Origin of the sequence: Pseudohongiella sp. SYSU M77423 (genome assembly GCF_029911965.1) — a bacterium.
In the GTDB taxonomy this organism is placed as follows: domain Bacteria; phylum Pseudomonadota; class Gammaproteobacteria; order Pseudomonadales; family Pseudohongiellaceae; genus Pseudohongiella.
The window spans coordinates 396,581-409,802 of record NZ_JARYTH010000003.1; the positions used below are offsets into that span (position 1 = coordinate 396,581).

General features: G+C 54.3%; 10 protein-coding genes. 6 read left to right on the forward strand and 4 right to left on the reverse strand.

What is annotated here, in order from left to right; all coding sequences use genetic code 11:
- Positions 1 to 61: 61 nt before the first annotated feature.
- Positions 62 to 556 (forward strand): DUF6265 family protein, encoded by a 495-nt coding sequence (locus QGM61_RS09420; RefSeq protein ID WP_237132022.1) that lies wholly within the window; start codon positions 62 to 64, stop codon positions 554 to 556.
- Positions 557 to 559: 3 nt separating this feature from the next.
- Here the strand turns inward: QGM61_RS09420 and QGM61_RS09425 are convergent, their stop codons facing one another.
- Positions 560 to 3,010 carry a PAS domain-containing protein gene (locus QGM61_RS09425; protein ID WP_281132796.1) on the reverse strand — a complete coding sequence of 817 codons (2,451 nt, stop codon included), beginning with the start codon at positions 3,008 to 3,010 and terminating at the stop codon, positions 560 to 562.
- A 202-nt stretch (positions 3,011 to 3,212) separates the two neighbouring features.
- On the opposite strand from QGM61_RS09425, the gene yghU reads away from it, so the two are divergent.
- Both yghU and QGM61_RS09435 read left to right on the forward strand, forming a co-directional pair.
- Positions 3,213 to 4,082: a glutathione-dependent disulfide-bond oxidoreductase gene (gene yghU / locus QGM61_RS09430; RefSeq protein WP_281132797.1), complete on the forward strand. Its 870-nt coding sequence runs from the start codon at positions 3,213 to 3,215 to the stop codon at positions 4,080 to 4,082.
- Between the two features lie 66 nt (positions 4,083 to 4,148).
- Positions 4,149 to 5,525: a PAS domain-containing protein gene (locus QGM61_RS09435; protein WP_281132798.1), complete on the forward strand. Its 1,377-nt coding sequence runs from the start codon at positions 4,149 to 4,151 to the stop codon at positions 5,523 to 5,525.
- Here QGM61_RS09435 and QGM61_RS15275 read toward each other — a convergent pair.
- Positions 5,514 to 7,994, reverse strand: coding sequence for an amidase family protein (locus QGM61_RS15275; protein WP_317622170.1), 2,481 nt, complete (start codon positions 7,992 to 7,994; stop codon positions 5,514 to 5,516). The genes QGM61_RS09435 and QGM61_RS15275 overlap by 12 nt on opposite strands.
- A 96-nt stretch (positions 7,995 to 8,090) precedes the next feature.
- Here QGM61_RS15275 and QGM61_RS09450 point away from each other — a divergent pair, with 96 nt between their 5' ends.
- Complete coding sequence (locus tag QGM61_RS09450; RefSeq protein ID WP_281132799.1) at positions 8,091 to 8,348, forward strand: hypothetical protein; 258 nt, start codon at positions 8,091 to 8,093, stop codon at positions 8,346 to 8,348.
- 429 nt (positions 8,349 to 8,777) lie between these two features.
- On the opposite strand, the gene QGM61_RS09455 is transcribed toward QGM61_RS09450, so the two are convergent.
- Complete coding sequence (locus QGM61_RS09455) at positions 8,778 to 10,424, reverse strand: diguanylate cyclase (RefSeq protein WP_281132800.1); 1,647 nt, start codon at positions 10,422 to 10,424, stop codon at positions 8,778 to 8,780.
- 112 nt (positions 10,425 to 10,536) lie between these two features.
- Between QGM61_RS09455 and QGM61_RS09460 the strand changes: the two genes are divergently transcribed.
- Positions 10,537 to 11,085 carry a DUF2058 domain-containing protein gene (locus tag QGM61_RS09460; RefSeq protein ID WP_237132015.1) on the forward strand — a complete coding sequence of 183 codons (549 nt, stop codon included), beginning with the start codon at positions 10,537 to 10,539 and terminating at the stop codon, positions 11,083 to 11,085.
- 25 nt (positions 11,086 to 11,110) lie between these two features.
- A complete protein-coding gene (locus tag QGM61_RS09465) occupies positions 11,111 to 12,355 on the forward strand; it encodes a nitrate regulatory protein (protein ID WP_281132801.1) in 1,245 nt (414 codons plus the stop codon).
- A gap of 60 nt (positions 12,356 to 12,415) precedes the next feature.
- Here QGM61_RS09465 and QGM61_RS09470 read toward each other — a convergent pair whose 3' ends face one another.
- Positions 12,416 to 13,213 carry an ABC transporter ATP-binding protein gene (locus tag QGM61_RS09470; protein ID WP_281132802.1) on the reverse strand — a complete coding sequence of 266 codons (798 nt, stop codon included), beginning with the start codon at positions 13,211 to 13,213 and terminating at the stop codon, positions 12,416 to 12,418.
- Between the last annotated feature and the right edge of the window lie 9 nt (positions 13,214 to 13,222).

Genomic DNA, 13,222 nt, shown 5'->3' on the forward strand with positions numbered 1-13,222 from the left:
CAAACGCTGAGCGTATCGGATACGATTTGAGCACAGTAACAACAACCGAATGGAGATCAACATGAAAATCACCCAACTGACGTCCTGGTGTGCAGCGGCTATTCTGGGGCTGGGCGCGAGTTTTGCCCTGGCACAGCCACCAGCGGCGACAATCGAAGACCTGGACTGGATGACGGGCAACTATGCCGGTCAGCTGGGCCCGAATGTGCTGGAAGAGAACTGGATTGGCGCTGAAGGTGGCTCCATCGCCGCAATGGTCCGTATGACTGGTCCCAATGGCACCAGCATGTTCGAGATGATCACCATTGAAGAAGTAGATGGCTCGCTGGTATTACATTTGCAGCAGTTCAATCCGGGCTTTCAGCCTCGAACGCCCGAGCCCATGAAAATGGAGCTGGCCATGATCATGGACAATCATGTGCATTTCAACAATGTCGGTGAGACCGGCATGCGCTCGCTGGGTTATACACTGGATGGCGACACGTTCACCATTCACATCGAGCAGCCGGACGGTTCGAGAACCAATCTGCAACTGACCAAACGCAGCCTTTGGTAAGAGTCAACGATTGCCGCTGGAGAGCACGCGTCGAACTTTGCTCGCAAGCTCCTGGCGGCGAAAGGGTTTTTGTAGCAGTTGCACGCCAGGGTCCAGACGACCGTGGTGAACAATGGCATTCTCGGTATACCCCGACGTAAACAGAACTGGCAGACCCGGTCGTATGGCCTGGGCCCTGTCGGCCAGCACCTTGCCGCTTATGCCACCTGGCATGACGACGTCAGTTAATATCATGTCGATACTCGAATCCTGCTCCAGTATCACGATTGCATCTGCGCCATTGCTGGCGCTTAAGACGCTGTAGCCCAACGATTTCAGCAAGCCTTCCACGTGACGACGAACCAGGTCGTTGTCTTCCACCAACAATATTTTCTCATGTCCGGTAATGATGCCGGATGTGTTTGAAACCGCTGCGTCGTCATGGTCAATTTCATACGAGCGGGGCAGGTACAACTTTACAGTTGTACCGTGCCCAGGTTCAGAATAGATCCTGGCATGGCCATTCGACTGCCGGACAAACCCATACACCATGGCAAGACCAAGGCCACTACCCTTGCCTGTGGCTTTCGTTGTAAAGAAGGGATCAAAGGCATGGGCGGTCGTGTCGGCATCCATCCCCGCGCCTGTGTCGGAGATGGCGAGCTGCACGTATTGGCCTGCATTCAAGTCGTTCAGATCAGCATAGTGGTCATCGACGGCGACATTCGCAGTCTCTATGGTTAAGCGGCCGCCCGCCGGCATGGCATCCCGGGCATTGATGGCAAGGTTAAGAATGGCGTTTTCAAGTTGAGATGAATCAACCATGGCGCGCCAAAGGCCGGCACGTTGAACGACTTCAATCTCAATACTTTCGCCGAGAGTCCGCCTTAATAGCGGTTCAAAGTTGCTGACCAGGCGATTGATGTCCGTTACGCTTGGGTCAAGTGGCTGACGCCTTGCAAATGCAAGTAATCTGTTGGTCAACTCCGCGCCGCGTGTCGCAGCAGTTTGTGTAATCTCAGCCAGCGCCAAGAGTGAAGGATTGGATGTCAGCTCCATTGCCAGTAACTCTGAGTTACCAAGGATGACAGTCAAAAGATTATTGAAATCATGGGCAATACCGCCCGTCAGTTTGCCGATCGAATCAAGCCGTTGGGCATGATGTAGTTTCTCCTCCATGGCCCTGCGTTCACTAATATCGATTAGTGAACCAATCGCACGGATTGGTTTGCCCGTCTGATCTCTGATGATATGGCCTCGGTCCAGCACGTACCGGTACTTGCCATCTTTGTGTCGCATGCGATATTCGCCCTGCCAGTGATCCAGGTCGCCATCAAACGCGCGTTGTACGCTGATTTGGAGCTGCTGCAGGTCATCGGGATGAATCAGTTTCAGCCAGGCGTCGGAGCTTGCTGTCAGTTCAGCCGGATCGTATCCGAATTGGACCTTGATGCCGTCACTCCACCACAGGGAGTCATTCACGATATCCCAATCCCAGACGATATCATGGGTGCCTTGTGTAATAATTTTAAGTCGCTCTTCTTGAAGCTTCAGTGCCTGGTGTTGCTGGCTGCGCTCGATTGCAAGTCGGACGAATTTCGCTATGCGTTCGATAGTCTTCAGTTCTTCATAGGCTGGCGACCTTGGGGAGTCAAAATAGACGGCAAAGGTGGCGATACATTTGCCTTCTGTATCGAGCACTGGCACAGACCAGCATGCCCTCAGGGGGGTGCCCTCAATCATGTGCTGGTAGTTCGTCCAGAGCGGATCCGTTCGAATATCCGTTACAATGACAGTCTCGCGTCTGTAGGCGGCAGTGCCACAGGATCCGACGGACTCACCAATTTCCAGCCCAATGAGTTCCTGACACAAGGCTTTGGGCAGGGCGGGGGCGGAACACTGCGTGATGTAACCGTCCGCGACCAGCAGTATGGAGGAGCGAGCACCTGACATTGTGTGATCAACGGCGAGGGTAATCTCATCCAGAATGTCGTTAAGCGGATCATCACGGCTGATTTTCGCAAGTACCCGCGCCTCCAGTTCTCCGATTTCCCTATCTAATGTCAGTCGTGTTTCGGCTGAAACGCGAGCGTGCGTGTTTGTGGTGGTGCCGACCCATCGAATAATGGTGCCTGTTGTATCACGCTGTGCACGGGCATGTGCCTCATGCCATTCATAATCACCTGAGTTGACAGACAGGAGGCGAAACCGAGTATCGTATGGCGCGCCGCTCTGCACGCTGGCGTGCCACTTGATAAGAATGTCATTCAGGTCATCTGGGTGAATTGTTCGAGTCCACCCATCTCCCAGCAGGACAGAAGGTGGTTCGCCGGTCTTGTCGCTGATATCAGAAGAGATGTAGGAGATCTTGCCGTCTGCGCTTGCTATCCAGACAGTAGAGGGCAGTACTTCTGCCACCAGATCCAGCAATGCCTGCTGGTCGGTATCGAGCTGACTTTGGTCGTGCGTCATCATGACAATCAGGACACCCGCTCAGATAGTAATATTGTAATTGGTTTAATCAATCCAGCGTGTCTCTAAACTCATTCTTCACCGATTTTGTGCAATTGTCCAGTCCAGGCTGAAAACCGGTGCGTAACGTTATGTATTCATCAGTGATTGTTTTACAACGCATACACTGTTGTAATCCGGTTAGGGAAAAAGTAAGGAGTCTGTTATGCCATCTAAAAACAACCCGGCAAGTTACACGCCACCAGCTGTATGGAAATGGGACAAACAGAGTGGCGGCCGGTTCACCAGCATCAACCGGCCAATAGCCGGCGCGACACATGAAAAACCATTGCCAATTGGTAAACATCCGTTGCAGCTGTACTCGCTGGGTACACCCAATGGCGTCAAAGCAACGATCATGCTGGAGGAGCTGTTGGCACTGGGCCATGCTGGCGCGGAATATGACGCCTTTCTGATCAACATCACCGAGGGAGATCAGTTCGGCAGCGGGTTTGTGGGGATTAACCCAAACTCCAAAATACCGGCGTTGCTGGACACCAGTGCACAGCCCGCACAGCGCGTTTTTGAGTCAGGTTCCATCCTGCTCTATCTGGCGGAAAAGTTTGGTGAATTATTGCCCTCAGAGCCGGCTGCACGGACCGAAACGCTTAACTGGCTGTTCTGGCAGATGGGGTCCGCGCCTTATCTGGGTGGAGGATTCGGACATTTTTACTGCTACGCTCCCGAGCAGTGGCAGTATCCGATTGATCGTTTCACGATGGAGATCAAAAGACAGTTGGATGTCCTCAATCGCCAGTTGAAAGACAATCGCTTTATTGCAGGTGACAGCTATACCATTGCTGATATTGCCATCTGGCCCTGGTATGGCGCTTTGGTGCTTAACAAAGTCTACAATGCTGCCGAGTTCCTGGAGGCACACTCCTATACACACGTATTGCGTTGGGCCAATGAGATCGCTGAACGACCAGCCGTGCGACGCGGACGTATCGTAAATACAACCTGGGGCAAAGAGGAAAACCAGCTGCGTGAACGTCATGACGCTGCTGATATTGATGCCGTACTTGGTGGGCGCTGAGCGCTGACGTACATACGTGATATAATCTGCGCCTTTCAAGTCTGCATGATTGGTAGGAATGATTGCATGAAGCGGGTACTGGGCCTATTTGCATTGTTGAGCGTCAGTGTCAGCGCATACGCTGATATCTTCGCGGTATTTCGCTATGAGGACGGGCGCACCAACTGGCAATACATTGCCAACACCAGTGCCAGCCTGCTGATCATCATCCTCTTGATTGTCATGGGGTTTTTGATTCGAGCTCACCTGAGGGCGCGACGCTCCAACCGGGCGCTGACCGAGATCAAGGCCACGCTCGAGGAGCGGGTTGCGCAGCGCACCCAGGTGTTGCAGGAAACTGCCGAACAGCTTCGCAAGCGAGAAGCCTACATCGCCAGCATCGTCAACTCGATGCCGGTGATGCTGGTTGGTATCAATGACAAGCTCAAAGTCACCCAATGGAATAAAACGGCAGAAGAGTTTACTGGCCGGCCCTACGCGGATGTGGTGGGTGAAAACCTGTGGCAGGCCTATCCTGGAATCACCCTGACGGAAGAACAGGTCAATGACGTGCTTGAGCGTGGCGAGACACTGCAGCTCAAGCACAGCCAGCGCGGCCAGTACACCTATGACATTACGCTGTACCGTCTCAAGCACAATGACGAGACGGGCATCGTGATCCTGATTTCCGACGTCACCAAGCAGGTGAACGCCGAAAACAAAGTTGCCGAGCGGGACAAGCTCTCGGCACTGGGAGAACTTGCATCGGCAATGGCCTACGATATCAGCAGGCCGATTGACGCCATACTGCAGCGCGTGGACCGCTCGCGCGAGCGCCTTGATAGCAGCGACCTGGGCGATGTAAAAACCTTCCTGTTGCGCGAAGTTGATGTCGTTGGTCAGAGTGCACGGCAGGCCAATACTATCGTCCAGAACCTGCTGGATCTGTCGCGTGGTCACCGTGATGTCAAACAGACCGCTGCGATCCCTGATATCGTCGAACGCAGCATAGAACTGGCATCAAAACTACTGGTAGACGTTGACGGGCTGGACTTTACAGATGTCGATATTCGACGCGACTATGGCAGTGACGTACCGGAAATTGCCTGTTATCCAAATGAGTTGCAGCAGGTCTTCCTGCGTGTGCTGCGCAGTGCCTTCTATGCGCTGAAAACCGACTCACTGGCGGAGGGGCAGCGCCCTCAGATCAAGATCGGTATCGGCAAGTTTTTTGATTCGATATGGATCAAGATAGAGCACAAAGGACAGGTGCTGAGCGAGCAGGCTCAGGTTTGCATTTTTGAGCCCTTCTTCGCGTCCGCCGATGGCGCAGAGGCGTGCCCGGTTGAACAGCGCCTCTCGTATCCGTACTTTATTGTTACTGAGCATCATCGGGGCCATATGTCCGTCACCTCGGATGAAAGCCTCGGCACGACATTCAATATTCAGTTGTCACTGGTCTAATGTTGGCGCGCGGCGCTGTGGCCACGCCTGCTCGATGGCGTGGCCAATCGACAGCAGACGTACATCGCTCATATAGCCGCCCAGCAGCTCGATTCCCATCGGCAGGCCATCCGCAGAAAATCCGACCGGCACAGAAAGTGCCGGGTAGCCCGCATTGGCGCTGAGGCTGCAGTTGTTGCCTGGCTGGCTCTCACCTGTCAGCACTGGCAGTGCGCCAATGGGTGGGTAGGCAATCACGTCCAGTTCATGCATTGCCATCACGGAATCAATGGCCGCCTGTAAGGGCTGACGAGCTGCCAGAGCCTGGCGGTAGGCTTCCGGGTCCTGTTCGCCGGCGGCGCTTCGTTGCAGCAGGGTGGCGACGGCTTCATGATACAGGCCACTGTCCACAATGCTTTGCAAGGTCGGGTAGCGCACACTGCCAAAGGTCTGGAGGTAGTGGTTCAGGTCAGCTTCGAATTCGTGACCAATCAAGCCTGAGGCACTGATCAGGGCAGACATGCCTTCAATCGAAATATCAATTATCTCCGCACCTAGTCGGTCAAACTCGCTGAAAGCCTGCGCCATCATCCGTGCAACTTCGGGAGTCGCGCTATCCATATAATTGCTCAGACGGCCAACACGCAGCCCCTCGATATCTGCTGTCTGCAGGTGACGCTGGAACTGCTGACGACTGCGGCTCAGCATGACCGTGGTTGCCTCATCTAGCGGATCGTAACCCGTGGTCAGATCCAATACGATGGCCAGATCTTCGATATGGCGAGCCAGCGGACCACCAACATCAGGCGTACTGGCCAGCGGCATGATGCCGTAAATGCTGCTCAGGCCTTTGCTCGGACGAAGCCCTGCCAGATTGTTAAAGGCCGCAGGGATACGGATTGAGCCACAGGTATCCGATGCGGTTGCGATGGTGGCGAAACCGGCAGCCACAGCCGCAGCCGAGCCGCCGCTGGAGCCACCTGGCACTCTTGATGGATCGTAAGGGTTGCGTGACTGTCCTCCCAGCGAGCTGATGGAAGTAATGCCGTAGGCAAACTCATGCAGATTGGTTTTGCCCAGTATCACCGCGCCCGCTTCCCGCAGCAGCCTGACCTGCGTGGCCTCCGCACTGGGCGTAAAGTCAGCCAGTGCGCGCGATGCGCCGGTCGTTGGCATATCCGTTGTGTTGTAGTTGTCCTTCAAGAAAACCGGTATTCCGTGCAGCAGGCTGCGCGGTCCACTGAACTGACGTTCTTCGTCCAGTAGCCGGGCCTGCGCAACAGCGTCCGGGTTCAGTGTGATGACTGTGTTCAGCGCCGGTCCCTGATCATCGTACCGACTGATTCTGCCCAGCATGTGCCGGGTAAGCTGTTCCGCGCTGAGCGTGCCAGTTGCCATCTGTTGTTGCAGGCTCAGAATGGATTGCTCGCCAAGGTCGCTGGTTTCTGGTTCAACAGCCGCCTGTGGTGCAGGAAGTGGAAGATTTTCAGTGGCCAGGATGGTGCGCAAACGATCGGGGTAATCAGTGATGATGCCGTCAACGCCAATGCTTATCAGATGTGCCATGGTGGCCGTGTCATTGATGGTCCATGGGATCACTCTTATTCCCAGCGTTTGCGCCTGCGTGACCATCTCCGGCGTAGTGAAAGGCTGGTAGTTGGCTTCAGTCACGCTGGCATCCTGCGGGTGCCCGTGCACAGGAGAGATTGCATCAGCGCCAAACGACGCGGCAGCGGCGGGCAGATTGCAGTCAAAATCGTCCATGTCGATGCCGCCAGTCCACGGCGAGGCGCCGGGCATACCGCACTGCAGGAAGGACTGCTCATTGGACAGTGCAATAATGGGCAACTCAGGAGCCAACTCACGCACATGCATCAGGGCGCCCCAGTCAAAACTCTGGATGCTGACCTGGTGCTGCATATCGTGCTCGTAGATCTGGTCAATGACTGCCTGCACGAAGACCTCACGTGGCGCTGTTTCCTCAGGTGCACCAGCCTCGACCTTGGTCTCGATGTTCAACATGACATCGAAGGCGCGATGACGCTTGACCAGATCGAAGACTTCGCTGAGCAGAACCAGCCGCGCACCAGGCACCGTCTGTTGACTGGCATGGGCAGATGCCCGCTGTGAGCCACAATCCAGTGTTCTGACCTGAGACCAGCTCAGGTCGTTGATGTATTTGCCTACGTATGGAAACTGCGGATCGTCAGCTGTGGCAGGGGCAGTATCCAGGCATCGGTGTGGCAGCACCTGACGATCATGAGTGACAACCACATAACCGTCGGCCGTTACCTGAGTATCCAGCTCGAGCGTGCTGACACCCAGCTCAAGCGCATTAGCAAAAGCCTGCAGCGTGCTTTCGGTCACCAGCCCCAGACCGCCGCGGTGGGCCTGTAGGTCAAAATCAGTGTTGTCGGACGGCTGGGCGACGACCAGGGTGCTGGTTGTCAGTAGCAGGAACAGCGCAGATGTCGGAAGCAGATTTGGCATTGTCTTGGCCTGAGTTGTGATTTTTTTTGGGCAATGTGCTGCTGGCTAGTCTATACCACTATTGCAGGCTTCATTAATACACAGGGAGTAAGTGTGATGAGAGAGTTAAGTGTGCAGGAGGTTGGAATGGTGGGCGGTGGAGAGCTAATCGACCCAATGGATGTTGCTATAGCGTTTTCTTCGGGAATCACCAGTATGGCAGTAGGTTTGACAGTCGCGGGTCCCGTGGGCGGTATAGTGGGAGCGGTTGCCGGTTTTACACTTGGGATGACAGCGTCAATTGGTTATTCACTGGCAACGTCTCCAGGAGGGGCGTACCGGGATGACGGAATGTCCTGCCATATGGCCAGCTGACGTGGATCTCTCCAGCAGATAGTTTTCGCCAACAGCAGACCGGAGCGGTGATGTGGAAAGTGAATAGTTTTCTGAGAAAAGCATGGCCGCTCCGGCCAAGAGAAAAACTGGATCCTTATCTGCTCCAGCAGGCGGTTCGCCGCGCTTCAAGAGGTCCGAGGAGTACCCTTTTTCACTTGCTCATCCCAATTTGCTTGATCACGAATTTCATACTCTTTTACCTGTTGCCACGGATCGTTGCTGGATATTGGGAGCCTTCCTGGATTACATATCCGTTGTTAGTCTATGTGGAGTGGAGTCTGCCAGTGTTTATAGTGGTAAACCTTATTGCCTACAACTGGGCGCGAAATAAGTTGTTGGCACCGCATATCAGAGAACTCACCAACAATCAGGTCGATCATCAATAGTACCGGTTAAAGTGATCGTCAATCAGCCAACCACTACCCGGTCTCTACCCTGTTTTTTGGCACTGTACAGCGCATTGTCGGCAATGTGTATTAACGCATCACGATCGCTCGCGTGCATCGGGTATGCTGCGACACCGACTGAAATTGTGATGCGGGGCAGCGGCTGTCCCTGGAAAGCCAGTGACAGGTTTGTCAGTTGCTGTCGTATTTCCTCGGCACGCATTTTGGCCTCGTCGGCCGAAGTGTTGGGCATAGCGACCAGAAATTCCTCACCGCCATAGCGGCATGGGATGTCCTCCCCCCGGACCTGTTTGCGCAAAACCTGACCAAATTCTTTTAGTACATGGTCACCTGCCTGGTGGCCAAACTGATCGTTAAAGGACTTAAAGTGGTCGACATCCAGCATCATGATACTGAGTGAGGCTTTACTGCGTTCGGCTCGCGTCAGCTCCCTTTCCAGCGTGATTTCCAGATAACGCCGATTGAAAAGTCCGGTTAGCGGGTCACGGATGCTCTGTTGCTGGAGCGCCTCGCGCAGGATAATACTGGCCAGTGCCGCACTGGTATGTGTTGCGACCAGTTCGGCGCGAACCTGTGACTCCACAAGCAATCGGGCGTTTTCAAACCGCAGGGTCAACAGGCCTACAATGTCACTTTGTGCCAGCAAGGGAATGCAGATGCTGGAGGCGTCAGACTCATGGTGGGGGCAGGGCAGCGCCGAACCGCGATCCGGCATGATGTGTGATTTACCAAGTCGCAGTGCCCAGCAGTCATTTGGTTCGATCGGATCCGGCAAGCCGGTGATGTCACCCCAGGAGGCTGATAATTGCAGCAGATTACGCGATGCACGAAGCAGATAGATCCCGCCACTGCTGGAAGGAAACAGCCGCAGCAAATAGTGTTGCAGTACCGGTACGCTCTCAGGCAGCGAATTGCATGATTGCAGGCTGCTACTGAGCTGATTTATATGGGAAATATCATCAGTTGTGCTTTTCGCTTTGAACATCAGCGTTGAGTTTTTGCGAAGCGTATTGCTGATCGCCAGAAATGCACCTGAGAGCAGAATGAGATTCAGAGCAGCCACTGATGCTAAAAGCCATGTAAGCTGATCTGTATGGTCACTGGAGAGAGCACTGCGTGCCTGCAGCCCGTCCCGCTCATTGGCTGTCAGTTCCGCAGCTACGGCAACGATCTGGTCCATCAAAAACTTACCTTCGTAAGCATGCAGACTTTCTGCGGCGGCCGCGACACCACTAGACTGCAGGGTCTGACTGATACGATCCATCAACGCCAGGCGCTCATTCGTCAGGGATACCAGTTCCTGCGCCGTGCTGTCATTGCCTGATGTACTGTTGGTCTGAAAGGGCGCAAGTAAGGACTCGACCACTTGCCGCCGACTTTGATGCTCCAGGAAATAGACATTGTCTTGAGTCACCAGCAGCGCTCGCTGGCTGGATTCGGCCTCGAACAGGGCTGTCACCAGGTTTTCAATCTGCAGAATACGTTGATAGGCATCACTTGCCAGCGCGTGGTTGGTGCGCTCCTCGCGCGCCTTTGATGCGGCGCTGACGGTGATAAAGACCGTGATCAGGCATATAATGCTGAATAGAATAGCAAGCAGACGTTGCAGCTTGGGCATGATAAACGAGACTATCAACGAGGTAGTCATCACATTATGAACTGATAATGGTGATGGCGACAATCCCGGCTTCTCAAAACCGGTTTTTGCCCGGGGAAAACGCTATAAACGTCATAAACGGAACGCTAAGAGAACGATTAGTATGCCAAAATCACTCGCCGACCAACTTTTGAAAGCCGGCCTGGTTGATCAGAAAAAAGTCAAGCAGGCGCAGAAAGAGCAGCGTCAACAGAACAAACAGCCAAAACAGAAAAAGGGCGTTGCGACTCCAAATGACACACAGCTTCGTATTGAGCAGCAACGTGCGGAGAAAGCCGAGCGCGACAGACAGTTAAACCTGCAGCGAGTCGAGGCCGAACGACAAAAGGCCATGCGGGCGCAGGTTAAACAGATGCTGGAGCACAGCGGTATCAAGACAGATGGTGACGTCCGGTTTAATTTCACGGATCCTAACACCAGTAAAATCAAACAGATCTATGTCAGCCAGAAGCAGCAGGACCAACTGGCTGCCGGTATGCTGGCAATCTGCAGTGACGGCACACGCTATGTTATCGTGCCAGCGACAATAGCGGACAAGATAGCCGAGCGTTTCGCGGATGCGGTTATTTTCAGAGCCGACAAAGCAACGGACGGTGCGGATGATGACGATCCTTACAAGGATTACCCGATTCCTGATGACCTGATGTGGTAAGCAAGTAAGCTAAAGGATATTGGCTATGAGTGCGGCAGATTTTCTGGTTGCCTCCAAACGGTGCGAAATACAGGGATTGACAAGTTTTCTTGCGCTGGGCGAACTCGTGTCAGCTATCGGTGCGCTGGTGCATGCTTTGCAGAGAGAGCGCGGTGCATCGAATGTGTATCTGGCTTCAGGCGGTCAGGACTACCAGGACCGTTTGCAGGTCATTCAGAAGCAGGTTGACAGTGAAACAGGCAGTTTTCACCTGACACTTAGCCGCGCCAACGCTGAGCTGGGCGTGTTTCCGGGCGGCGCACGCCTGTTTAGCCGGATAGCCAGTGCAGTGCACCTGTTGACCGGTATTGCAGTGCTGCGTGACCAGGTGCTGTCGCGAAAGCTTGCGCTGAATAAAGTGACAGACGCGTATTCGCAGGTGATTCAATCATTGCTGGGGGTTGTGTTTGAAACAGCAGATGCCGCGTCCGATCCTGCAATTACGCGAGGCCTGGTCGCTCTGTTCAATTTCATGCAGGGCAAGGAGCTGGCTGGTCAGGAGCGAGCTGTCGGCTCGGCTGGTTTCGCAGCCCGCCAGTTCACCGCAGATCAGGTAAGCCGGCTGCAACACCTGGTTGAATCCCAGGAGCGCTGCTTTGAAGTCTTTGCCCAATTTGCCGATGAGCGTTCATTGCGCCTATGGTCTGAGCTTGGAAGCGCAGCCATTATTCCTGAGTTAAAGGGCCTGCGAGCGCTTGCCGCCCGCGGTGGCAGTCTTGGTGATGAGTCGCTGGCTGATCGATGGTTTCGGATAGCCACCGAGCGCATTGATGCCATGCATGACATTGAACAGAAACTTCAGTTGGCATTGAAACAGTTGTGCCAGGTGCAACTCTCTGAGGCCAGGCAGCTCTTGGGCTGCAATCAGCTTGCGCTCGAAGAGCTGGATAGGCAGGCTGGCCCTGATAATACCGTTTTTCTGGTGCCGGTCAGCGCGGCAGACGCCAATAGCTCAGTTACTGAACAACCTCCTGTGGGACGCTCAATGATGGAGTTGCTGCAATTTCAGGCGCGGCGCCTGCAGGAGATGGGAGCCGAGCTGGATGCAGCCAAATCGGCGTTGGAGGAGCGCAAAGTGCTCGAACGCGCCAAGCTGATTCTTATGAAGCATCGAGGGCTGAATGAAGATGAAGCTTACCGGGCGCTGCGCCAGGCCGCGATGAACCAGAGCCGTCGCCTGACAGATGTGGCACGTTCAGTGATAGAGATGGCCGACATTCTGCAGCCGTAACCGTGCCCGGCGGTCAAGCTGCCAAAGTATTGGCCAGCGCTGCCGGCCACTTAAGGCTGGTCAGGCTGCAAGTTCCTGCTGGCTGTGGCCGCCATACAGAAACTTGAGTACTTCCTGGCGATAGTGGTTGTATTGCGTGTCGTTGGCCATGGCCAGACGATCACGTGGTCTGGGCAGCGCTACATCCAGAATATTGCCAATACGCGCGTTTGGACCAACCGTCATCATGACGATTTTATCCGAGAGCAGCACGGCCTCATCGACGTCATGGGTGATCATGATGACGGTGTTGTTGAGGCTGGCATGAATGCGCATGACCTCGTCCTGCAAGTGAGCGCGTGTAAGCGCGTCGAGGGCACCAAATGGTTCATCCATCAGCAATACTTTGGGTTCCATGGCAAGTCCACGTGCGATGCCAACCCTTTGCTTCATACCGCCGGAGATTTCGTGCGGATACTTGTCCATGGCATGTGTCATATGAACCAGGTCAAGGTTGTGTAAGATCCAGTCCCGAATCTCCGATGGGCTGCGCTTCCCCTTGAATACCTGTGCAACAGCAAGTTCAACGTTTTGATAGACCGTCAGCCACGGCAACAGCGCATGGTTCTGAAATACCACCGCGCGATCGGGCCCTGGCGCATCAATCTCTTTGCCCTCCAGAATGACACCGCCTTCAGTTGCCTGATAAAGACCAGCCACAATATTCAGGACCGTCGATTTGCCACAACCGGAGTGGCCAATCAAGGATACGAATTCACCCTTGTTGACATGCAGATTGACTTTATCCAGAGCACGAAATGTACTGTTCTTGGAGGTGAATTCGATACTTACGTTGCTGAGTTCCAGATAACTTCTCATGAGTCTCTC